At 59.3% G+C, this 22,629-nt stretch carries 17 protein-coding genes; 6 read left to right on the forward strand and 11 right to left on the reverse strand.

Annotated features, from left to right (window positions below; all coding sequences use genetic code 11):
• Positions 1-87: 87 nt before the first annotated feature.
• Entirely contained in the window at positions 88-1,224 is a 1,137-nt protein-coding gene (locus KGA96_RS06590) for an acyl-CoA dehydrogenase family protein (RefSeq protein WP_046041911.1), read from the reverse strand.
• A gap of 221 nt (positions 1,225-1,445) precedes the next feature.
• On the opposite strand from KGA96_RS06590, the gene KGA96_RS06595 reads away from it, so the two are divergent.
• The 5 genes from KGA96_RS06595 (at position 1,446) to KGA96_RS06615 (ending at position 7,886) form a co-directional block, all read left to right on the forward strand.
• On the forward strand, positions 1,446-2,366 hold the full coding sequence (locus KGA96_RS06595; RefSeq protein WP_172435333.1) for a GlxA family transcriptional regulator: 921 nt from the start codon (positions 1,446-1,448) through the stop codon (positions 2,364-2,366).
• A gap of 207 nt (positions 2,367-2,573) precedes the next feature.
• Positions 2,574-4,520 carry a flavin monoamine oxidase family protein gene (locus tag KGA96_RS06600; RefSeq protein ID WP_046041908.1) on the forward strand — a complete coding sequence of 649 codons (1,947 nt, stop codon included), beginning with the start codon at positions 2,574-2,576 and terminating at the stop codon, positions 4,518-4,520.
• Between the two features lie 207 nt (positions 4,521-4,727).
• Entirely contained in the window at positions 4,728-5,615 is an 888-nt protein-coding gene (locus KGA96_RS06605) for a nitrilase family protein (protein ID WP_046041907.1), read from the forward strand.
• 16 nt (positions 5,616-5,631) lie between these two features.
• The gene (locus tag KGA96_RS06610; protein WP_046041906.1) at positions 5,632-6,825 is read left to right on the forward strand and encodes a membrane protein; all 1,194 of its coding nucleotides are present in this window, start codon (positions 5,632-5,634) and stop codon (positions 6,823-6,825) included.
• A 77-nt stretch (positions 6,826-6,902) separates the two neighbouring features.
• On the forward strand, positions 6,903-7,886 hold the full coding sequence (locus KGA96_RS06615; RefSeq protein ID WP_046041905.1) for an asparaginase: 984 nt from the start codon (positions 6,903-6,905) through the stop codon (positions 7,884-7,886).
• Between the two features lie 90 nt (positions 7,887-7,976).
• On the opposite strand, the gene zapE is transcribed toward KGA96_RS06615, so the two are convergent.
• From zapE to KGA96_RS06630, 3 genes are all read right to left on the reverse strand, one after another.
• A complete protein-coding gene (gene zapE / locus KGA96_RS06620) occupies positions 7,977-9,071 on the reverse strand; it encodes a cell division protein ZapE (protein ID WP_046041904.1) in 1,095 nt (364 codons plus the stop codon).
• A gap of 90 nt (positions 9,072-9,161) precedes the next feature.
• Positions 9,162-10,517, reverse strand: coding sequence for a tryptophan--tRNA ligase (locus KGA96_RS06625; RefSeq protein WP_046041903.1), 1,356 nt, complete (start codon positions 10,515-10,517; stop codon positions 9,162-9,164).
• 24 nt (positions 10,518-10,541) lie between these two features.
• Positions 10,542-11,171: an alpha/beta hydrolase gene (locus KGA96_RS06630; protein WP_046041902.1), complete on the reverse strand. Its 630-nt coding sequence runs from the start codon at positions 11,169-11,171 to the stop codon at positions 10,542-10,544.
• 144 nt (positions 11,172-11,315) lie between these two features.
• On the opposite strand from KGA96_RS06630, the gene KGA96_RS06635 reads away from it, so the two are divergent.
• A complete protein-coding gene (locus tag KGA96_RS06635; protein ID WP_046041901.1) occupies positions 11,316-11,750 on the forward strand; it encodes a YhcB family protein in 435 nt (144 codons plus the stop codon).
• Between the two features lie 268 nt (positions 11,751-12,018).
• Here the strand turns inward: KGA96_RS06635 and KGA96_RS06640 are convergent, their stop codons facing one another.
• The 7 genes from KGA96_RS06640 to KGA96_RS06670 all read right to left on the reverse strand — a co-directional run bounded on the left by KGA96_RS06640 (position 12,019) and on the right by KGA96_RS06670 (position 22,604).
• Positions 12,019-12,759: an OmpA family protein gene (locus KGA96_RS06640; RefSeq protein WP_046041900.1), complete on the reverse strand. Its 741-nt coding sequence runs from the start codon at positions 12,757-12,759 to the stop codon at positions 12,019-12,021.
• A gap of 103 nt (positions 12,760-12,862) precedes the next feature.
• The gene (locus KGA96_RS06645) at positions 12,863-13,504 is read right to left on the reverse strand and encodes an MBL fold metallo-hydrolase (protein ID WP_046041899.1); all 642 of its coding nucleotides are present in this window, start codon (positions 13,502-13,504) and stop codon (positions 12,863-12,865) included.
• Positions 13,505-13,590: 86 nt separating this feature from the next.
• Positions 13,591-16,329, reverse strand: coding sequence for a LuxR C-terminal-related transcriptional regulator (locus KGA96_RS06650; protein WP_046041898.1), 2,739 nt, complete (start codon positions 16,327-16,329; stop codon positions 13,591-13,593).
• A gap of 174 nt (positions 16,330-16,503) precedes the next feature.
• Complete coding sequence (locus tag KGA96_RS06655) at positions 16,504-17,868, reverse strand: DUF1329 domain-containing protein (RefSeq protein ID WP_046041897.1); 1,365 nt, start codon at positions 17,866-17,868, stop codon at positions 16,504-16,506.
• Positions 17,869-17,896: 28 nt separating this feature from the next.
• Positions 17,897-19,792, reverse strand: a complete 1,896-nt coding sequence (locus KGA96_RS06660; RefSeq protein ID WP_223512051.1) for a DUF1302 domain-containing protein — start codon at positions 19,790-19,792, stop codon at positions 17,897-17,899.
• A gap of 338 nt (positions 19,793-20,130) precedes the next feature.
• Positions 20,131-21,813: a fatty acid--CoA ligase gene (locus tag KGA96_RS06665; protein WP_046041895.1), complete on the reverse strand. Its 1,683-nt coding sequence runs from the start codon at positions 21,811-21,813 to the stop codon at positions 20,131-20,133.
• A gap of 161 nt (positions 21,814-21,974) precedes the next feature.
• Complete coding sequence (locus tag KGA96_RS06670) at positions 21,975-22,604, reverse strand: LysE family translocator (RefSeq protein ID WP_046041894.1); 630 nt, start codon at positions 22,602-22,604, stop codon at positions 21,975-21,977.
• Between the last annotated feature and the right edge of the window lie 25 nt (positions 22,605-22,629).

The raw sequence follows: 22,629 nt of genomic DNA on the forward strand, positions 1-22,629 counted from the left end.
CCACATTCGACCGCATTCCCCTGGGAGAGCTCGATTAAATGTAAGAGCGGGCTTGCTCGCGAAAGCGTCCGCCCAGTCACCGCAAATTCAAAGCGACCGCGCAATGATCTCCTTCATGATTTCATTGGTGCCGGCATAGATCCGCTGCACCCGCGCATCCGCCCACGCCCGCGCGATCGGGTACTCCCACATAAACCCGTAGCCACCGTGCAACTGCACGCACTCGTCGAGCACCTTGCATTGCAGGTCGGTGCCCCAGTACTTGGCCATCGCCGCCGTCGGCACATCGAGCTTGCCTTGCAGGTGCAGTTCCAGGCAGCGGTCGACGAAGACGCGGCCGATCTGGATTTCCGTGGCCATCTCCGCCAGTTTGAACCGGGTGTTCTGGAAATCCGCGATCGACTTGCCGAACGCCTTGCGCTCGCGGGTGTAGTCCAGCGTCCATTGCAGCGCCGCTTCCGCTGAAGCCAGCCCGCCAATGGCCACCGTGAGGCGCTCCTGGGGCAACTCCTGCATCAGGTAGGCAAAGCCCATCCCAGCCTGCCCCAGCAGGTTTTCCTTGGGCACACGCACGTCCTGGAAGAACAGCTCCGAGGTGTCCTGGGCTTTCATCCCGACTTTCTCCAGGCGCTTGCCCTTGTCGAAGCCCGGCGTATTGGCTTCCACCAGAAACAGACTGGTGCCCTTCGCGCCGGCCTTCGGATCGGTCTTGGCGACGACGATCACCAGATCGGCCAGGTAGCCGTTGGTGATGAATGTCTTGGAGCCGTTGATCACGTACTCATCGCCATCGAGCACGGCCGTGGTTTTCACCCCTTGCAGATCGGAACCGGCGCCCGGCTCAGTCATGGCGATTGCGGTAACCATCTCGCCGGACACCAGTTTCGGCAGGTATTTATGCTTCAGCGCTTCACTGCCGTAATGCAGGATGTACGGCGCCACGATGTCCGAGTGCAGGGAAAAACCGATGCCGGTCAGGCCCAGTCGCCCCACTTCTTCGATCACCACCGCACTGTAGAGAAAGTCCGCCCCCAGGCCGCCGTACTCTTCCGGCAGGTGCGAACACAGCATCCCCGCCTCCCCCGCCTTGTTCCACAGCTTGCGGTCGATATAGCCCTGTTTTTCCCATTGCCCATGGAACGGCACCGCCTCTTTTTCGAGGAACGTCCGCACGCTGTCACGGAAAAGCTCGTGCTCGGAACTGAACAGGGTTCTGGGGATCATGCGGCACCTTTTCTTTGTTTTTAGAAGGAGTTGACCTTCAGAGACTATGCCTCGCTTCCGATACAGGACACTGGACACATCCGACAAAAAATAAGACGATCCAGCCGTCTGGTGACCACTTCCCCCTATAAAAATAAAGTTGAATTATGTCTAACCAAGCCTCCACGCCCCTGCGGCGCGTCAGCATCCTGGCCATCGACCGGGTTTTCGCTTCCACCCTCATGCAAGCCAAGGATTTCTTCCACCTCGCCAGCCTGCGCTACGGCAAACAGCTGGGCCAGGGCCTGACACCGGCGTTCGAAACCCGCCTGGTCAGCCCCGACGGCAAACCGGTCAACACCTTCAGCGATGTGATGATCCCGGTGGATGGCGGGCTGGAAAACGCCGACATCATCATTCTTCCCGCGTTCTGGGACGATTTCGACAGCCTCTGCAAACGTTATCCGCAAGTCCTGCCCTGGCTGCGCCAGCAACATGCCCGCGGCGCCGTACTGTGCGGCGAGGCCACCGGTGTTTTCTGGCTGGCCGAAGCCGGGCTGCTCAATGGCAAGGAAGCGACCACCTACTGGCGCTTCTTCAATGCCTTCGCCGAACGCTTCCCCCAGGTCCAGCTCAATCAGGACAAGCACCTGACCGACGCCGATAACCTGTACTGCGCCGGCGGCACCACCTCGGCATGCGACCTGTACATTTACCTGATCGAGCGCTTCTGCGGCGCCAACGTGTCCCAGGCCGTGGCCCGGGACATCCTCTATGAAGTGCAGCGCAGCTATTCACCGGGACGGATTGGATTCGGCGGGCAGAAGCTGCACCAGGACGTGATCATCCTGCAGATCCAGCACTGGCTCGAAGAACACTTCGCCGACAAGTTTCGTTTCGAGGACGTCGCCCGCGAGCACGGCATGAGCATCCGCAACTTCATGCGCCGCTTCCAGACCGCCACCGGCGACAAGCCATTGCATTACCTGCAACGCCTGCGCATCGAAACTGCCAAGGGCTTGCTGTCCGGCAGCCGCAAGAGCATCAAGACCATCAGCTATGAAGTTGGCTATGACGATGCGAGCTTCTTCGCACGACTGTTCCGCCAGCACACGGAGTTGTCACCGAACCAGTATCGGCAGCAGTTTCAGCAGGCGGCGTAGGCCTCAGGCCTCGAACAAATCCCATGTGGAAGCGAGCCTGCTCGCTTCCACATAGAATCTTGCGCCGGCCACGCAGTTCTTTCGCGGTGAATTTTCCGACACAAAAAGCAGAATACAGAGCGCCGGAGAACCCAACCCCGCCCACAGACGCAGCCCCTCAAAAAACTTCAAAATCTTCCCTGCAAACACCATCAGGGAAGATCAACCATGACTATCGGATCAAGCTACAACTACCCTTCATACATCGCCAAGGAGGCCGCCCGAACAAAGCGCTCGGCTGAAAACAAATGGGCAGCTCGCTTTCCCAATCCACCGGACTTGTGCTTTGACTATCGTGCACTGGTAGAACAGGAAAACGGCATCGCCAGGGCTACTGACCCGCAACATAAAATCTGCATCATCGGCGCCGGCGTCACAGGCCTGACCGCCGCCAGAGAACTCTATCGCTGCGGCTTTACCCATATCACTCTCATCGAACAATCCAGACGCATCGGCGGCAGGCATCTGACCGTTCCCGGTAGCCAAAACTCGGCAGCAAGCCATACACCATTTGAAATGGGCGCCATGCGCATGCCCTTCTTCAACCGGGCGGATGAGCCACCGACAGAAGGTCGGTCGCTGATGGCTTACTACGCCAATCAATTTGAATTGGCTTTTTCAGACTTCGCCAACCCCGGTAGCCAATGGGTTAACTCGACAGGCATCTATCTCCGGGAGGGCAGCATGGGCGGCGGATCGGCGCCGCAAATGTTGATATGGAAAAACGCAGACGGCGTCACCCCGCCTCCCGGCGATGAATTGCAAAAGGTTTATTCCAAGTGGAAAGCCTTTGCCGATCGTATGACCCGCCACGTTGCTGAGCTTTATGCGAGCCAGGAATGGGAAGCCATATGGGCTTCTATCGTTGAAAAATACGAGAGTGTCTCGTTCCGCGACCTGGTCAGTATGCCAGCACTGGAAGCTTGGGATGGCCGCTCACCCGGGGATTTCGGCGGAATGGGAATGTCTGCGCAAGAGTCCGCAATTTTTTACGCGATAGGTATAGGTGACGGTAGCTGGGGAGCTTTTTACGACGTCTGCTGCCTCTACCCTCTGCGTACCGCGATTTTCGGTTTCAGCAGCCAATTGCAACTGATCCATGGTCGAGTGGACTCAAACGGCGATCCACTGGATTCGCCCTACCTGAATAGCGAAACCGTTTTTGACTCAATGGGGCAGAGTTTCGACAGGCCCCGCTACATCGGCCTCGCCGCTTTGGACGAATGCCTGCTGTTTGTGAAAACCGACGAAACCGGAAAATCCATCTACGAACATTGCCTCGAAAGAAGCAATGGGCTTCTCACCGACTCATCCGTCACAAAACTGGAAAAGCTGACCAATCAAAAAATACGCGTCTATTACAACTGGAAACACAGTCAACCCGAGCAAATCCAGGAGCAATTTGATGACTTTGACTCGGTCATCATGACACTACCCTCCTGGCTGATTGAAACTCGAATCAAGCTCGAAAATTTCACCCGGGAGATGCTGCCTTTCGAGACGATTAACGCCTACAAAACCGCACACTGGGAAACAAGCTGCAAAGTGTTTGCACCGCTGAAAAAATCATTTCTCTCGAAAAACAAAAACATCCCGCAAGCCATCGTAACCGACAGTTTTATCCATGATGTCTATACCTACCGCTACAACGACAATTACAGCTACGACTGCATCCTGCTGAGTTATACCTGGGAAGATGACGCAACCAAGCTCGCCTCATTCAGCGATAAGGAGTTGGTATCAAAATGCGCCGAAGAGCTGGATCGCATACTCATGAACTCTGCCAACGTCCAGGAAAAAATCTCTCCCTACATCGGCATTGATCAGGCGGTGGTTCAGCGTTGGATCACTGATAAAAATGCTCTGGGCTGTGCCAAGCTTTACCGACCGGGCACCTACTACGATGCCGTCGGCCTGATGAAGTACAACCGGGACCTTGCTCATTTATCAGGCTTATATTTGTCCGGCGAGTCATTTTCAGTCGATGCCGGTTGGACGGAGCCATGTTTTCGCGGTGCTGTCGATGCAGTGATTCATATCTGCAACAAAACCGCCGCGATCTTCAATGGCGGATTTTCCTTGAGCGACTACCCGCACTACCAACTCAAAATCTGATCACATCCCCGTTCCAGAGCCATGCACGCAATACATGGCTCTACCTCTCGCACCGGCTACCCACTGCCATCAAACATCACTCTGATCCACTTTAGGACAAGGACTACGACCTAAACGGAAGTAGCTGACTTACACCCCATTCCTGATTCCCCTCTTATACACACGCCATTTAACAGCTTGAAAAACAATAAAAAGAGGAACGACGGAATGACTGAGCCAACAAGCCCTGCTCGTGTAGCAGTCGTGCAATTCGATCCACAAGTCGGCATCGAGAAATGTGTAGGTAATCTGCGTCGCAGCCTGGAATTGGCGCTTGAAGCGGTAAACGGCGGTGCGAATCTCATCGTTCTGCCCGAGCTCTCCAATACCGGCTATTTCTTCAGCAATCGACAGGATGCCTTCGCCCATGCCGAAGCGGTTCCCGACGGGCCAAGCGTGCAGTGCTGGATCGACTTCGCCCGAGAACACAACGTTTACCTCGTGGCCGGTCTGGCCGAACGCGACGGCATGCGACTCTTCAACACCGGCGTTCTGGTGGGACCAGACGGTTTTATCGGCAAGTACCGCAAAGCCCATTTGTGGAATCTGGAGAAGCTCTGGTTCACCCCCGGCGACCTGGGTTTCCCGGTTTTCGACACACCGATCGGCCGCATCGGGCTGTTGATCTGCTGGGACATCTGGTTCCCGGAGGTGCCACGGATCCTCGCCCAGCAAGGCGCAGACATCATTTGCAGCCTGAACAACTGGGTCTGGACACCGCCGCCGCTGTTCGACGATGCCGGTAAGTGCATGGCGTCGTATCTGACGATGACCGCCGCCCACGTCAACAACGTGTTTATCGCTGCCGCCAGCCGGATCGGCGAGGAGCGCGGCGCGCGCTACCTGGGTTGCTCGTTGATTGCCGGAACCAACGGCTGGCCGATTGGCGCCGTGGCTTCGGCAGACAGGCAGGAAATCCTGTTTGCCGATGTCGACCTGACCAGCTCCCGCAGTGCGCCCATCTGGAACAACCTGAACGATCTGCATCGCGATCGCCGAGCCGATCTTTACGATCAGATGCTCGGCTACACCCAACACCCTTGCCTCCCACGTTGATCAGGAGGCCTATCGCATGGAAGTTACAACCGACAAAAACCAACCATCGCGCAAATCACCGATTGATACAGCCGTCGTCCTGCTAATGATCGGCGCGACACTGCTGATCGTCTGGCTTTCTTTCAGCAACCGGACTTTCTGGGGAGCGCATTGGCCCGGGTACGGCGACATGGTATCGCTGCTACCCGAACCGAGTGCCTGGTTGCGTTGGGTGTTAGGTGACATCAGCGAGGTGGCTTTCTACAAGCACGAGTTCGCCTCGATCGGCCTGCTGGCGGGCGCTTATCTGGCTTACTGGGCGAATCGAACGGGGAAATCCTGGCAAGGGTTTGCCATCTCCTATGGAACGGGACTTTGGCCCTGGCTGGTCACCAGTTCGTTGCTCGGGCTGCTGCTGAGCAATCTGCTGTGGGGCTGGACGGTGACAGGCACAACCTGGCAACCCACATTCGTAGCATTCGTCTCGCTGCCAGCGGCGATGGTGCTGATGTTTGGCGGAGGCTGGAGGGTCACGATCAACGGCGCACTCATGGGCGCCGTACTCGTCACACCGATGTGCCTGCTGATCGTCAACTACGTGTGCCAACCGCTGGCCTTGCCTTCAGTGATTGGCAATGTGCTGGGCATGGCGGTTGCCAGCATCCTGGCGTTTCTGTTCTGCCGCTATTGGCCGAACCTGGTGAAATCCAGCTCGTCGGAAGCGCCACCCGCCTCGATCGCCCCCGCCAACGCGCCCGACTATGGCGTCATCTGGAGCCTGCGCCGGATTCTGGCGGACTTTTCCGAAGCACCGTTCTTCGGCAATGAGCTGGCCAGCCTTGGACTGATACTGGGTGCATTGCTGGCGTACAGCTTGAACCCTTCAAGCCCCGCGTACGGATCGGGCCTGTTGCTGCACATCATCGGCGCGCAGGCATTGGCCTCGGCCATCGGCGTGCTGATCTGGCGTCAACAATGGATGTTGCGCGGCTGGTATCCCACTTACATCCCGCTGGTTTCAGTGGTGCCCGCGGCGATCCTGGCCTATGGCGGCAGCTGGCAGATTATCGTCTCAAGTGCACTGCTGGGGGCATTGCTCGCACCACCGCTGGCCTGTGTGATTGCCAGGAAATTACCGGTCGACATGCACGCCTACATCGCCAACGTACTGTCGATGGCCATCAGCACACTGCTGATCGTGCCGCTGATCGGCTTTCTGATCGCTGATTAATGCCCCAGCCATTCGGCTGTATCGCGGCCTCAAAAGCGGATACAGCCACTTTTCATTACAAACAAGCGAGGTTTCCCATGGACCTGCCCAAACTGTCCATCGCGGCACTTGGCGGTACGGTAAGCATGCAAGCGAGCAATGCCGGTGAAGGCGTCATCCCGACCGTTAGCGGCGAAGCCCTGCTGACTTCCATACCGGAACTGACGACACTGGCCGGAGTCACCGTCGAAACCCTCGGCCTGCTGCCCAGTGCGTCCCTGGATTTCGAGTATTTGCTGAACGTATTGTCCTGGGCTGAGTTTCAGGTCAAACAGGGCGCTGTCGGGGTCGTGATAACCCAGGGCACCGACACTCTCGAAGAAGCCGCGGTGTTTTTGGATTACCTGTGGCCCTACGACACCCCCTTGGTGCTGACCGGTGCCATGCGTTCCGCAGCGCAGCCAGGTGCCGATGGACCGGCCAATCTGCTGGATGCATGTCGCGTTGCCTTGGTGCAGAACAGCCGACAGCGCGGTGTCCAGGTCGTGATGAACGGACAGATTCATCAAGCGTGCAGCGTACGCAAAACCGATTCGCTGGCATTGCAGGCGTTTTCCTCTCCGGTCGTGGGGCCCGCGGGCCTACTGTTGGAAGACCGTGTTCGCTACCTGCGCCCGCCGGGACCGCGCACGGTGTTACCGTTGCCGCAACAGACCACACAGAAAGTTGCGCTGCTTGAGGCCTCACTTTCGGCCGACACCCTGTTACTGGAAAATATTCTCGCACTCGATTACGACGGGCTGGTGATCGGCGGTTTCGGCGCCGGCCACATCTCGCAGCGCTGGGCGACAATGATTGAGCATATTGCCAAACGAATCCCCGTGATCATTGCGACCCGAACCGGTTCCGGCTCCACTGCACGAGCCTCTTACGGTTTTGGCGGTGGTGAAATGGACTTGATCCGCAAGGGCGCATCGATGGCGGGTTTTCTATGTCCGCGAAAAGCCAGAATTCTGCTTTGGCTGCTGCTTGGTTGCCAACGGCAGCACGAGCTTGCGCAGTATCTCAACGAGGACATTTGACTTCAAAACAATGTACAAACCTGTGGGCGGAGGATTTGCGCTGACAAAAAAGGCCTGCAGGTGCAGGCCTTTTTTATTTTCCGAATCGTCCTACGGCTTGTGCGCCCGGGCCAGGAATTCGTGGGATTGCATTTCCAGCAGTCGGCTGAGGGTTCGCTGGAACTCGAAGTTCAGGCGGCCACCTGTGTACAGGTCTTTAAGCTCGACTTCAGCAGAAATGATCAGCTTCACGTTACGGTCGTAGAACTCGTCGACCATGTTGATGAAGCGTCGAGCGATGTCGTCGGTGGTGACGCTCATCTGCTCGACATCGCTGAGCAGCACGGCGTGGAAGATCTTGCCCAGCTCGATGTAATCGTTCTGGCTGCGTGGACCGTCACACAGTTCGCGGAAGTTGAACCAGGCCACGTCATCGCAGGTGCGCACGGCACGAATTTCACGGTTTTCGATCATCAGCACGTCATTTTCGACCGCCGCCGTGCATTCCGGCGTCAGCGCCCGGAAGCTCTTGCGCAGGCTTTCGTTGGCGGCCTCGTCGAGCGGATAGTGGAACAGCTCGGCTTGTTCGAGGTGACGCAGACGATAGTCCACGCCGCTGTCGACGTTGACGATCTCGGTATTCTGCTTGATCAGCGCAATGGCCGGCAGGAAGCGCGCGCGTTGCAGGCCGTCCTTGTACAGGCCGTCCGGCACGATGTTCGACGTCGCGACCAGGGTCACGCCGTTCTTGAACAGTTCTTCCATCAGGGTGCCAAGGATCATGGCGTCGGTGATGTCGGAAACGAAGAATTCATCGAAGCAGATGACCCGGGCTTCGGTGGCGAAACGCTTGGCGATGATGGTCAGCGGGTTTTTCTCGCCGCTCAGGGTCTTCATCTCTTCGTGCACGCGCTTCATGAAGCGGTGGAAGTGCGTACGGGACTTTTCCTTGAAGGGCAGCGCTTCGAAGAAGGTGTCCACCAGGTAAGTCTTGCCGCGACCTACGCCGCCCCAGAAATACAGGCCCTTGACCGGGGTCTGATCCTTCTTGCCAAACAACTTGCCCAGCAGGCCCGGCTTGTTTTGCTCGGCCGCGACCAGGTCGTCGTAAAGGCGCTGCAAATGACGCACGGCAGTTTCCTGTGCGGCGTCATGGAAGAATTCCGGGCGTTTCAGATCAGCTTGATATCGTTCTAGGGGCGTCATAATTCGTTAGCAAGGCAACAAAAACGGGCCGACACTGTAGCGACGGCCCCGAGGAATGGCAATCGGCCCTTGGTCGGGCCGAACCGTTGTTTATTCCTGAACCGGCGTCAGGGCGATGCGCAAGGCTTCGATGGCAGCGTCACGCACGGCGCTGTCGGCAAAGGCCGGGCTGTCGGCAACGCAATCGCCTTCCAGCCAGACGCTGAAGCCCAGGCCTTCACTGCGCACGTCCAGATCCTGGCCCGCTTGCAGTTGCTTGGTCACCTGCCCCGCGGTTTTACCGTCGGCGAAGTTGCGCGACAGCAGCAGTTGTTCGCCATCGGCCGCCAGCAGACGGAAGCGGAAACTGCCGTCGTCTTCACGGAAGCTGACAAAACGCGCAGCCTTCACGGCTTTCTTCTTGGTGGTCGCCGCCACTTGGGTCTGGGCAACGAAGGAGCGCAGGCCCACCGCCTCACGCAGTTCGTTGAGGAACGGCGTCGCTACCGAACGGGCCTTTTTCGCGCCGTGCTGCAGGATGTCTTCCAGATCCGCCGGACGCTCGATCAGCTGGTTATAACGCTCGCGGGATTCGCCCAGTTCGCTGTCCAGCAGCTGGAACAGACGATTCTTCGCCTCGCCCCAACCCAGGCCCTGCAAGAGTTCGCTGCGGAACTCGTCGGCTTGCGCCGGGGTGGCGAACGCCTGGAACAGGGTGAACAGGTGCGAGTTATCCGGATCCTTGGCTTCGCCCGGCGCGCGGGAGTCGGTGACGATCCGCGAAATCGCGTCCTTCATCTCTTTGGCGCTGCTGAACAGTGGGATGGTGTTGTCGTAGCTCTTCGACATCTTGCGGCCATCCAGGCCCGGCAACGTGGCGACGCTCTCTTCGATCAACGCCTCGGGCATGGTGAAGAACTCTTTGCCCTGGCCAAACAGATGGTTGAAGCGTTGACCGATGTCCCGCGCCATTTCCACGTGCTGGATCTGGTCACGACCGACCGGCACCTTGTGCGCATTGAACATCAGGATGTCCGCGGCCATCAGTACCGGGTAGCTGTACAGGCCCATGGTGATGCCGGCGTCCGGGTCTTCACCGGTCTCGACGTTCTTATCCACCGAAGCCTTGTAGGCATGGGCGCGATTGAGCAGGCCCTTGGCGGCAACGCAGGTCAGCAGCCAGGTCAGCTCAGGGATTTCCGGGATGTCGGACTGGCGGTAGAAGGTCACGCGGTCGACATCCAGGCCACCGGCCAGCCAGGTCGCGGCGATTTCCAGACGCGAGCGCTGGATGCGCAGCGGGTCATCGCACTTGATCAGGGCATGGTAGTCGGCCAGGAAGTAGAACGAATCGGCATTGCTGTCGCGGCTGGCGACGATCGCCGGGCGGATGGCGCCAGCGTAGTTGCCCAGGTGCGGCGTGCCGGTGGTGGTGATGCCGGTGAGGATACGGGTACGAGTCGTCATGGGTAATCGCTTGTCAGACTGCAATCAATTCGAGAGACGCGGCAGGATCAGATCCTTGAGATCGGTCAGCTTGCCATGAAAAAAGTGCCCGCATTCTGCCACTTTCAGCAGCTCATGGGGACGTTCAAGCTTGTCGGACCATTCGTAAACCAGCTGCGGATCGATCACTTCGTCGGTTTCCGGCTGGATCAGGGTCAGTTCGCCCTGTTGCGGCAGCTGATCCTGATCGCCCAGGCGCATGACCGCCGGCGCGACCATGAACAGGTGCTTGAGCTGTTCGCCCTTCGCTTCCAGACGTCCACCGAGACTTGCTGCAACAAATCCACCGAAGGAGAAACCGAACAGGGTCAGCGGCAATTCCGGGTGTTTGGCCCGGAACCACTCGGCCACAGCCTGGGCATCATCGACTTCACCGGTACCCATGTCGTGGGTGCCTTCGCTGGCGCCGACTCCACGGTAGTTGAAGCGCAAAGTAATCAAACCGGCATCACGCGCGGTGCGCTGCAGGGTCGAGACCACTTTGTTGAGCATGGTGCCGCCCTGCACCGGGTTCGGATGGCAGATGAGCGCCAGGCCACGCAGCTGCTCATTGTCCAGGTACAGTGCTTCCAGTTGACCCACCGGGCCATCAATCACTACAGGGGTTTCACGCATAAGCAAGGAAGGAACTCCGTGACCTCGAATCGGGTCGACTCGTCTAGCAAATTGTCTGTGGCTGTCTATTGCGAGTGAATCGCGGTATACAGCGCAGGTTCGAGCCGTTAACGTAAAGCAAAGCCGTTTATAGAGGAAGGACTCGTGGAACACTCGCTCTTAGTTTGGTTGTTACCGACTCTTGCCCTGGTTGTGGGTGTCGCCATTGGGTTCCTGATCGCTCGCGTTGCTCCGAACGCCGCGCCCAGCCGCACGCAGCGTCAGCTGGACGATATTCAGGAACGTTTCGACAGTTATCAGAACGAGGTGGTGACCCACTTCAACAGCACCGCGACACTGGTCAAGAAACTGACTCAGAGCTATCAGGAAGTGCAGGACCATCTCGCCGAGGGCGCCAACCGCCTGGCCCTGGACGAACAGACTCGCCAACGCCTGCTGGCCTCCCTGCACGCCGACGCGGCGCAGGCACCTCGTGAGCGCCTGACGCCACCGCGCGATCAGGAGCCGCCACGCGACTACGCTCCCAAATCCCCGAACTCGCCTGGCATGCTCGATGAGCACTACGGCCTGAAGAAGTAATCAGCTTTCGCGCGTAGCAAAAAGCCCCCGGACATTCACTTGTCCGGGGGCTTTTTTGTTTCTGCGTTCTTCGTTGACTGTACTGGCCTATTCGCGAGCAGGCTCGCTCCCACAATTGATCTTCAGCGGACACAACCTCTACGACCAAAGAAGATCCCCTGTGGGAGCGAGCCTGCTCGCGATGGGGCCAGAACTGACGGTACAAAAAAGCCCGCCTGATCTGGTTAGGATCGAGCGGACTTTTTACACCTGGGGTTCAATCAGACGATCAAGGGTACTGCTGAACCTGACCTTGCTGCTGACCACCATACTGCTGGCCAGGAATCGCCTTGAGGTTGACCTCTACACGGCGGTTCTGCGCACGGCCATTGACGTCAGCGTTACTGGCAACCGGGCCATCCGGGCCGGCACCGCGAGCGCTCAGGTTGGCACCGCTGACACCTTGCGAGGTCAGGTAGGTTGCCACGCTCTGGGCACGACGCTGGGACAGGTCCATGTTGTGCTGGCGGCTGCCAGTGCTGTCGGTATAGCCGACAATCTCGATCTGGTTCTGGTTGAACTCTTTCAGCGAGCCCGCCAGGTTGTTCAGCGGCTGGTAGAAACCTGGGGCAATGTTCGCCGAATCGGTAGCGAATGTGATGTTGCCCGGCATGATCAGCTTGATCTGGTCGCCCTGGCGCTGCACTTCAACACCGGTGTTGGCCATGCTGGCGCGCAGCTTTTTCTCTTGCTGATCGGCGTAGTAGCCGTAGCCGGCGGCGGAAGCACCAACCACTGCTGCACCGATCAATGCGCCCTTGCCACGGTTATCGTGGTTGATCGCAGCACCAGCCAGCGCACCGGCCAGAGCGCCCAAGCCACCGTATTTAGCGGTCTTGCTCATGCCTTCGGAGCCGCTATCCGTCTGGCCCTGAGCCTGGCCCTGACCGCCGTATGGGTTAGGCGAAGCACAACCGGACAAAACGGCCACAGCCGTAGCGAGAATAATCAAACGACGCGTGGTGAACATGTAAAGCTCCTACTTTTTTGCATTCTGTGGTGCAACGGACCAAGGCATCAGCCTTTGCGGGCGTTGGATCACGTTAACGGGTAAAAATTCCGAATGTTACAAATCAGCCCCGAACAAAGGGGTTCTCGCGCATTTCGTCGCCCAGGCGGGTATCCGGACCATGCCCGGTCACCACGGTCGCGTCTTCGTCGAGGGTATACAGCCGCTGCTTGATCGAGCGCACGATGGTCGCCTGGTCGCCGCCCCACAAATCCGTGCGTCCGACGCCACGACGAAACAGCGTATCACCGGCAATCAGCAGCTTGGCCTCGGAAAACCAGAAGCTCATGGAGCCCGGCGTATGACCTGGCGTGTGCAGCGCCACGCCACAGCCGCAGGCCAGCTCTTCATCATCGGCCAGCCAGCGATCCGGGGACGGCACCGGGGTATAGGGAACACCGAACATCTGGCACTGCATTTCCAGGTTGTCCCACAGGAACTGGTCTTCCTTGTGCAAATGCAGGGTCGCGCCGGTTTTCTCCTTGAGTTGGCCGGAAGCCAGGAAATGATCGAGGTGCGCGTGGGTGTGAATGATGCTGACCACTTTCAGCCCAAGGGCGTCGAGACGCGCCAGGATCAACTCATGATTGCCACCCGGATCGACGACGATGGCCTTTTTCGTTACCGGATCGCCGATGATCGTGCAGTTGCACTGCAAAGGACCGACGGGGAAGGTTTCGCGGATGAGGGCGGGGTGCTGGGACATCGGAGCCTGCTCGATAAACGGGGACGAACGATTTTCGCACAATTGAGTATCCAGCCAATGGCCGCGATGTGTAACGTGAAAAATCCTTAACCCAGCACCCCCAATTCCTTGGCTCGCGCCACCGCCTGCGTACGCCTCTCGACTCCAAGCTTGCTATTGATGTGGCTGGCGTGGGTCTTGACCGTGTGCAGGGAAATAAACAGCTGATCGCTGATTTCCTGGTTCGAACAGCCCTGGGCGATCAATCGCAGGACTGCCATTTCCCGGGTGCTGAGCTGTTCCGCGACCGCGCAGGACTCCAGCCCGGGACGGGCAGCCAGTGCCGGCAGTTTTTCACTGAGGCTCAGGGAGACGGGGGTTGGCGGACAGTTTTGAAGCTGCCCACGCAGCCAGTCCGGGTGCTCGGCAAGCAAGCCCTCAAAGGGTTGCAGTACCCCTCCGCCGGCGGCGTCCAGCGCCTGGGCCAGCGCCTTGCGTGCTTCCGGCTCCCGTCCGCTGCCCAGCAACAACGCCACTTTCTGGGTCAGCGCCATGGCACTGAGCATCTGCCGACCGCTTTGCTGACCATGTTCGAGCAGCGCATTCAAACGCCCTTCGGCCAGCATCGGTTGGCCCTGGATGACGTCGAGCAGTGCTTGTTGCAATTCGATATGCAGCGGCAATTGCGGGTGGAATTCCGGTGGTGCCGCCCCGTTTTCGCCGTTATAGGTCTGCCCCAGGCGCGCCAGCCAGGCTTCGGCCAGATCGGTGCGCCCCTGGGCTAGCCAGAGTTCACATTTGACCAGGGTGATCATGGCCAGGTAGTAGATCGGTGGCACATCCCAGATGTGCATTAGCCGTTCGGCTTCGGCAAGTTCGGCAAAGGCTTTGGCGAATTCGCCGCTACTGCCTTCCAGCCTGGCAATCACGCAGTGGCCGATCAGCACGCTGATGTCACGGCAGGCACGCGCCTCGCTCAAACCGGCCTGCAATCGCACCCGCGCCGCTTGTGGCTGCATGCGCAGGGCCAGCAAAAAGCCTTCGTACAAGGTCAGCCGGGCTCGAACCGCATACAGCCGTTGCGCAGGCAAGCTCTGCAGGCGCTGCATTCCCTGACGGACCTCTTCCAGCGCCCGACAGATTTCCCCGCGCGCTTGCAGCACCCGGGCGCGGTCGTAATGTGCCAGTGCTTCGAACAAGGGGTTGCCGACCCGTTGCGCCAGCTCCAGCGATTCGCGGTTCAATCCCCGCGCCCGCCACAAATCACCGTCGGCAATGGCCAGGTTAGACAGGGTCGAGAGGCACATCAGGCGTTGTCCGTAACGCTTGGACGGAAGACTTTCCAACGCTTCGCCGCAGTACCGCAGCGTCAGTTCGCGGTTGCCGCGCCCACGGGCAATGATGCCGCTCAACGCCAGCCATTGGGCCAGCATCGACTTCTGGGCGGTGGCCGACGGAGCGGGCAGGAAACGGCTCAAATGGCTGGCCAGTTCTTCCGCGGCATCCAGTTGGCATGCCATCCCCAGCGCCCAGCTATACAGCACGATCAGTCGCGGTGTGCTGATCAGCAAGCTGTCAGGCAAGTCCATTTTCCAGCGCAGCAACATGCCGACGTTCTGCTCGGCCAGCAGTTGCTCTTCGGAGAGGTTCTGCACCAGGTTGGCCGCGACATCCAGGTGACCGGCACGCAAGGCCTGCTCCACGGCCTCATCGAGCAGGCCCTGGGCATTGAACCAGCGGCAGGCACGCAGGTGCAGGCTGGCGGCCGGCACCATCGACTGGGAAGTCGGGCGCGTGCGCAACAGATCGGAAAACAGGTGGTGGTAACGATACCAGTGGCCATGTTCATCCAGTGGCACCAGGAACACTTGGTGGGCGAGCAGGAAGCGCAGGATTTCCCCGCTGTCATGGGCGTCGCGAACGGCGTCGCACAGTTCGCTGCAAAAACGTTCCTGGGGCGCCGTGTCATAGAGGAACGACTGGACCTCGGCGGGCAGGCAATCGATGACTTCTTCGAGCAGGTAATCGCGGATCAGCCCTTCCCCGCCGTGCAACGATTGCGGCAGTGCGCCATCGGTGCCCGCCTCCGAGGCGGCCAGCAGCCAGAAACGTAACCCTGCGACCCAACCTTCGCTGCGCTGGATCAGGTTTTCCAGTGCCTCTCCGCGCAGGGAACTGCTGTGTCGGTCGAGTAGGCTCAACGCTTCGTCGTGGGTCAGGCGCAGATCCTGTTCATGTAACTCAAGCAATTGCCGCGACAGCCGTAGCCGCGCCAGATGCCAATCGGGACGCTGGCGACTGGTGACCATCACCAGCAAGCCATCGGGAAGATGGTTGAGGAAAAATTGCAGGCAACGATCCAGCACTGGCCCCTGGGCCAGATGGTAATCATCCAGCACCAGCAGCAATGGCGTCGCGGTGGACAGGTGTTCGGCCAACTCGTCGAGCAGGCCGTCCAGCCATTCTTCGAATGCGAAAGGCTGATGGCGCTGGCGCATTTTCAACAGCCCGAGGGATTGTCTGCCCAAGTGCGGGAAGTAGTCCTGGAGGCCTTCCAGCAGGCGCTCGAGAAAACGCCCCGGGTCACTGTCTCGCGGGCTCAAGCCCAGCCAGAGGCTTTGCCAGTGCGCCGGCAACCCCTGACAAAACTCTACCGCCAACGAACTCTTGCCGAACCCTGCCGGTGCGCTGACCAGCAGCAACCTGCCACCGAGCCCGGCACTCAGGCGCTCGCACAAACGTGGACGCAGCACATGGCCGTCGGGCAACGGCGGGCGGAAGAAGCGCCCGTCGAGTGTCGCGACAGCAACGTTTGCAGAACCTGGGGGTGTAGACAAATCAGTCATAGCCGGCTCTTGTTTGAATTGCGGGTGGCGGCGTTGCAGATGTCCGCAGACTAGCCGTAAACGGATAGGGAATGAAGGTAATTGCTACAAATGGCTACAAAAAGTCTACAAGCAAAAAAAAGCCCCGAACCAGTCGGGGCGTTTTCAGAGGGTGCGGCTTCTACTCAGTTCACCTTAGCGAACACCGTCCTGACGCAGGGCGGCCGGAGTGAAGTCGCTGGTGGTGGCCTGGAAGCCGAAGTCATAGGCCGACTTCTCTTCGTTCTTCATGCCCAGCGCCAGGTAACGACCCGATTGCAGGTCATACAGGGCTTCGAGGGCATACCACGGCACTTGCTTGTCGTAGTAGTTCTCGGCATGGGCCTCACCTACACGCCACAGTTGGCCACGACCGTCGTAATGGTCGATGACCGCTGCTTGCCAGGTATCTTCGTCGATGTAGAAGTCACGCTTGGCGTAGATGTGACGCTGCCCCTCCTTCAAGGTGGCTACCACATGCCACACCCGGCGCAGCTCGTAACGCGCCAGATCCTGGTTGATGTGACCGGCCTTGATGATGTCGGTGTACTTGAGGCTCGGGTCGTCGAGCTTGTAGGCGTCGGAGGCGATGTACATCTCTTTCTTGCCTTCGAGCTTCCAGTCGTAACGATCCGGTGCACCGTTGAACATGTCCAGGTTATCGGAGGTACGCAGACCATCGGCCGCGGTACCCGGGCCGTCATAGGACACTTGTGGCGCACGACGCACACGACGCTGACCGGCGTTGTAGACCCACGCCGAGCGCGGTTCCTTGACCTGGTCGAGGGTTTCGTGAACCAGCAGCACACCACCGGCCAGACGAGCCGGAGCGGTCACTTTCTGCTTGAAGTAGAACAGGATGTTGCCCGGGTTTTTCGGGTCGTAGTCCTTCATCTTGTCGCGGAACACGAACTGGTCCTGGAAGTACACCAGGCTGAACGAGCCGTTCGGCTGCGGCGTGGCCTGGGTCACCAGGCGGGTCACGCTGCCCCCGCGATAGCGGGTGATGTGGTTCCAGATGACTTCCACGCCGCTTTTCGGAATCGGGAACGGCACGGCTGTTTCGAAGTTTTCCAGGCCGTTGCCGCCGGACACCAGGTTGGTGTTGGTGGCGTTGCGCTTGATGGCGGCGAACACGTCATCCGGCACGGTGGCACCGCGATGGGACGGATAGACCGGCATCTTGTAGGTTTCCGGGTAGCGCTTGAACATCGCGTACTGGCCCGGGGCGAGCTTTTCCTTGTACTGGTCGACGTTCTGCGCCGTGATGGTGAACAGCGGTTTTTCGCTGGCGAACGGATTGGACAGGAAACCTTTGCTGTCGACCGTACCGGCGTTCTTCGCCATCGGCTTCCAGGCGGGGATCGAACCGTCGGCGTTACCCGCCATTTCGGCGCCCATCGGGGTCAGGCTCTTGCCCAGTTTGTCGGCCTCGGCCTGGGGAACCGCTGCGATGACGCTGGTCGCCAGCAGCGAAAGGCCCAGAACACCGGCTTGGAACAGACTCTTTGTTATTTTCATTTATGTGTTCGTCCTGAAAATACTGTGCTTAGAAGTTCACGCCGAGGCTGAGCGCAACGAAGTCGCGATCATCCACGGTGGTGTACTTGCCGTCGAAGAAGTTGGTGTAAGCCAGGCTCGCGGTATAGGTGTTCTGGTACTCGGCGTCGACACCCAGGCTCACCGCTTTGCGGCCTTCCTCGAAGTTGCCGCCAGGGCCAGGGGAGTAACCGCTCACGTCATGGGACCAGGCAACGTTCGGCTTGAGGTTCACACCAGCAAACACGTCGTTGTATTCCCAGATGGCACGACCGCGGTAGCCCCACGAAGTGGGGGTGGTGAAGCCTTCGTCGGTGCAGTTGCGGCTGAGGTTGTTGGTCGGAGTGCCTGGGCCGGCCCCGCCGATAGTGCTGTTGTTGAGCGCCACGCAGGTATTCTGGCCGCCGGTGGCAGGCAACTCACCTGGACCGTAGACCGGGTCACGGCCATAACGGACATCGGAGGAGCTTTCCAGCCCGCCGACGTGGGTCACGCCCACTTCTCCCACCAGGGTCAGGCGGCTGGCGCCCATGACCTGATCGAAGAAGTGCGTCAGGGTGGTCTGGAACTGGGTGATTTCCTTGCGGTTATACCCGTGCAAGTCCTGGCCAGGCACACCGTTGAGCAGTGAAGCGTTGCTCAGAGCGCCGCCTAATGGACGGACACCGGCGAACAGGATGTCAGTGGAGTTCAGCTGCACCGGAGCGTTCGGACGGTAGCTGATCTCACCGCTCCACGCCGTACCAGTAGGCAGAGTGGTGGAGAAGCTCAAACCATACAGGCGAATGTCTTCCGGGTATTCGATGAAGTATTGCGAATTACCCGCCACCAGCAATGGCGCCAGTCGAGCAATCTGGCCACCCAGTTGCTGGAGTCCCAATGCCGTGTTGTAAACCGACTGCGGTGCACCGGTGGCGCTGAAGATCGGCGCACGGCTGTGGTAGTTCATGAAGTAGGCGCCGAACTCGGTGTCCAGCGGATCGAACATATACTTGAAGGACGCGCCCCACTGGCCGCCGTCTCGGGCATCACGATCGCCGCCACGGCGCACCAGAACCCCCTCTTCGTTGACGTCGACGCCGTTGGCGGCCAAAGGCCCCAGGGCAGCGGCCGGAATCTGCGAGCGCTTGGCCAGCACGCGCAGGTTGTCGTTGCAACCGTCGGCAACGATGTCCGGCTGGGAGAAGAACGTGCCGCAGTTGTCAACGACAGTCTGGTCCCATTCAATTTGATAGAACGCTTCGGCCGAGAGGTTTTCGGTCAGGCTCTGGGACACATAGAACATGTTGACCGGGATCAGGCCTTCCTTGATCTCGGCACCCGGACGACGGAACGCGGACACGTCGATCGGGTTGATCGAGTTGATGCCACCACCGATGAAGGTACTTTCACCCCAGCTCACGACCTGCTTGCCCAGACGCACGGAGCCTGGTTGATCGGCAATGGAGTAGTTGTGGTAGACGAAGGCGTCGAGGATCTGGCCGCCGGCGGACTTGGCGCCTTCCTTGCGGCCCTCGTCGCTGATGTCCTTGAACGGACGGCTTTCGTCCTTCAGTTCAAAGTCGTACCAGTATTTGCCACGGACGAAAACACCGGTATCGCCGTATTTCAGTTCAAGGTCATGGATGCCCTTGAAGATCTTCGAGAAGGTTTCTCCGCTCTTGAAGTTCAGGTGACCGTCATCAGAAGTCTGGGACAGACCCTTGCCGCCGTTGTTGACACCAATGAGGTTCTTGTTCGGCTGCTCGGTAGACCAGCTGGCACCAACCGACAGGGATGAGTCGAACTGACCTTCGATTTCACCGACGTTGAAACTGACGCCGAATGCTGGCCCGGCGAGCGTAGAGGCAAGACTGACAGCCAGGGGCAGTTTCGCCCGGCGCCAGAACTGGTTTACTGATGTCATCGACGCTACTCCATGTGCATTTTATTTTTATGGCAAGAGCACTTCTAAAAACGCTGTGGATAACCGGGAGCCATGGCATCCCAAAGTCATTCCAAAGTTGCATCGCCCCGGTTCGTGCGGTTGCCCCGTTCTTAAAAATCCTTGAGCGGACTATAGCCAGCAGGTAGTAGCGCTTGATCCCTCTAAAGTGTGATTTGCAGTTGCCAGCCACTCTGGAACAGTCCTTTCGCCAGTCCGACACCCGTCGGCACGGCAAGGATGGCTGAAAAATTCGATTTGACAAGCCAAGCGCTTGCTTGGTGGGGCTGGCGTGCCCTTTCGGGCACGCCGGGAGACGCTTAAAGCGTCGAGAGGAAGGTGCTGTTGGTGGCTTGCCATTCGCTGATGTCAACACGAATGCGCTTCTTGTCGAGCTTGCCGACGCTGGTCTTGGGAATTTCAGTAACAAGGGCAATCTGGCTCGGAATCGCCCACTTGCTCAAGTGTCCCAGCTCCACAAACGGCTTGAGGTGTTCCTTGAGTTCCCGCGCCCCGATTGCGTGACCCTCACGCAGCACCAGCAGGGCAAACGGCCGCTCGCCCCACTGCGGATCGGGGATCCCCACCACTGCTACTTCACGTACCGCCGCATGACGGCTGATCAGGTCTTCCAGGTCCAGGGAGGAGATCCACTCGCCACCGGTCTTGATCACGTCTTTGATCCGGTCACGAATGTCGATCACGCCCATGCTGTCCAGGGTCGCCACGTCACCGGTGTGCAGCCAGCCTCCAGCCCAGAGCTCGGCCCCCTTCTGCGGCTCGTTGAAATAACCCTCGGTCAGCCACGGTGCGCGTAACACCAGCTCGCCCTGGGTCTCGCCGTCGGCGGGCAGGAAGTTGCCCTCGGTGTCGACGATCGCCGCCTCCACCAGTGGCCCCGGCACGCCGGCCTTGATCCGGTAAGTGGTGCGTTCGTCTTCGGTACCGGCCATCAGCTCATCGTTCAAGTGTGCGCACGAAACCAGTGGCCCGGTTTCCGACATGCCGTAGGCGGCGGTCAACTGAATGCCTTTGGCCTTGGCCGCCTCGTACAACGTGCGGTTCAGGGCGCTGCCGCCGATGACGATTTTCCAGCCGCCGAAGTCGACGTTCTGCGCGGCCTTGGCATTGAGGACCATCTGCAAAATGGTCGGTACGCAATGGGAGAACGTGACCTTCTCCTTGCGCCACAACTCCACCAGGTACTCCGGGTCATAGCGGCCGGGATACACCTGTTTGAGCCCGAGCATGGTCGCCACATACGGCAAGCCCCAGGCGTGCACGTGGAACATCGGGGTGATCGGCATGTACACGTCGTTGGTGCCCAGCAGGCGCACGCTATCGATCGCGCCCATGATGGTCGATACGCCCATGGTGTGCAGCACCAGTTGCCGATGGGTGAAGTACACGCCCTTGGGGTTGCCGGTGGTACCGGTGGTATAGAACGTGGTCGCGACCGAGTTTTCGTCGAAATCCTGGAAGTCGTACTGCGGGCTCGCTGCGGCCAGCAGTTGTTCGTATTCACCGACGAGGTTCGGCAGGTCCGCGGTTTTTTCCGGCAGGTCAGTCAGCAGCAGGGTTTTGTCGACCGTGGTCAGATGCCCTTCGATGGCCTTGTAGAGACCGACGAACTCGCTGTTGACCAGCACAAAGCGGTCCTCGGCGTGATTCATGGTGTAGAGGATCTGTTCCGGCGACAGGCGCACGTTGATGGTATGGATCACCGCGCCGATCATCGGGATGGCGAACATGCATTCCAGGTAACGATGGCTGTCCCAGTCCATCACACCCACGGCATCCCCGGGCTTGACCCCGGCAGCTGTCAATACGTTGGCCAGGCGGGCCACCCGTTCGATCAGGGTCGGGTAGCTATAGCGCAACTTGTCGCGGTAGATGATCTCGCGGGTTTTCTCATAACGGGCACCGGACATCAGCAGCCGCTTGATCAACAGCGGGTACTGATAAGCGCCTTCGGCCGGGGGGATAACGCGAGTCTGCAACATAATAATCCCTTTAATCTGACTGCACGGTCGTGACTGAAAGTACGCACTGTAGTGCCCTTGAACGCCAGCCAAATCAGCCAAAGGAATGATTTGCAGAACCCTGCAAATGATAGCGTTGCGCCACCACCCGCAAGGATTCTCGATCTGTTGTAACTACGGAATCAATGCATCTCGGTAAAAGCCAGCTTCACGCCAATCGCAATCAGCACCGCGCCCATGGTCCGGTCGAACCAGTGGCCCATGCGGGCGAAACCGGCGCGTACGCGCTGCTGGCTGAACAACATCGCCACCAGGCAGAACCAGCCCGCTGTCGCTGCCGCCAGGTAAACCCCGTAACCGGCCTGCACGGCCAGCGGCGTGTGCGGGTTGATCACCACAGTGAATAGCGAGAGGAAGAACAGCGTGGCTTTCGGGTTGAGGCCGTTGGTGACGAAACCCGAAGTGAAAGCACCACGGGCGGTGCGCTCGCCGGCTTCCTTGTGCAGATCGTCCGCCACAGGCTTGGCCGGTTGCGCGCGCAGCGCCTTGTAACCGATGTACAGCAGGTAAGCGGCAGCGGCCCATTTCAAGGCATTGAACAGCACGATCGACTGGGACACGATCAGGCCGATACCCAACAGCGAGTAACCCACGTGCAGGAAAATCGCCGTACCCACACCCAGCGCGGTCCAGGTGCCAGCGCGGCGACCGTGGGTAACACTCTCGCGCACCACCACGGCAAAGTCCGGGCCGGGACTGGCCACGGCCAGCAGGTGAATCAGGGCAACGGTCAAGAACTCTGTCCAATACATGGGGGCTCCTTCAGGCCAAGCGTAA

This window comes from Pseudomonas sp. GL-R-26 (assembly GCF_019947365.1).
GTDB lineage: Bacteria > Pseudomonadota > Gammaproteobacteria > Pseudomonadales > Pseudomonadaceae > Aquipseudomonas.

What these genes read in the sequence shown, in the direction of transcription:
- KGA96_RS06590 (WP_046041911.1), bottom strand. Translation starts at nt 1,224, where the DNA reads ATGATCCCCAGAACCCTGTTCAGTTCCGAGCACGAGCTTTTCCGTGAC.
- KGA96_RS06595 (WP_172435333.1), top strand. Translation starts at nt 1,446, where the DNA reads ATGCAAGCCAAGGATTTCTTCCACCTCGCCAGCCTGCGCTACGGCAAA.
- KGA96_RS06600 (WP_046041908.1), top strand. Translation starts at nt 2,574, where the DNA reads ATGACTATCGGATCAAGCTACAACTACCCTTCATACATCGCCAAGGAG.
- KGA96_RS06605 (WP_046041907.1), top strand. Translation starts at nt 4,728, where the DNA reads ATGACTGAGCCAACAAGCCCTGCTCGTGTAGCAGTCGTGCAATTCGAT.
- KGA96_RS06610 (WP_046041906.1), top strand. Translation starts at nt 5,632, where the DNA reads ATGGAAGTTACAACCGACAAAAACCAACCATCGCGCAAATCACCGATT.
- KGA96_RS06615 (WP_046041905.1), top strand. Translation starts at nt 6,903, where the DNA reads ATGGACCTGCCCAAACTGTCCATCGCGGCACTTGGCGGTACGGTAAGC.
- zapE (WP_046041904.1), bottom strand. Translation starts at nt 9,071, where the DNA reads ATGACGCCCCTAGAACGATATCAAGCTGATCTGAAACGCCCGGAATTC.
- KGA96_RS06625 (WP_046041903.1), bottom strand. Translation starts at nt 10,517, where the DNA reads ATGACGACTCGTACCCGTATCCTCACCGGCATCACCACCACCGGCACG.
- KGA96_RS06630 (WP_046041902.1), bottom strand. Translation starts at nt 11,171, where the DNA reads ATGCGTGAAACCCCTGTAGTGATTGATGGCCCGGTGGGTCAACTGGAA.
- KGA96_RS06640 (WP_046041900.1), bottom strand. Translation starts at nt 12,759, where the DNA reads ATGTTCACCACGCGTCGTTTGATTATTCTCGCTACGGCTGTGGCCGTT.
- KGA96_RS06645 (WP_046041899.1), bottom strand. Translation starts at nt 13,504, where the DNA reads ATGTCCCAGCACCCCGCCCTCATCCGCGAAACCTTCCCCGTCGGTCCT.
- KGA96_RS06650 (WP_046041898.1), bottom strand. Translation starts at nt 16,329, where the DNA reads ATGACTGATTTGTCTACACCCCCAGGTTCTGCAAACGTTGCTGTCGCG.
- KGA96_RS06655 (WP_046041897.1), bottom strand. Translation starts at nt 17,868, where the DNA reads ATGAAAATAACAAAGAGTCTGTTCCAAGCCGGTGTTCTGGGCCTTTCG.
- KGA96_RS06660 (WP_223512051.1), bottom strand. Translation starts at nt 19,792, where the DNA reads ATGACATCAGTAAACCAGTTCTGGCGCCGGGCGAAACTGCCCCTGGCT.
- KGA96_RS06665 (WP_046041895.1), bottom strand. Translation starts at nt 21,813, where the DNA reads ATGTTGCAGACTCGCGTTATCCCCCCGGCCGAAGGCGCTTATCAGTAC.
- KGA96_RS06670 (WP_046041894.1), bottom strand. Translation starts at nt 22,604, where the DNA reads ATGTATTGGACAGAGTTCTTGACCGTTGCCCTGATTCACCTGCTGGCC.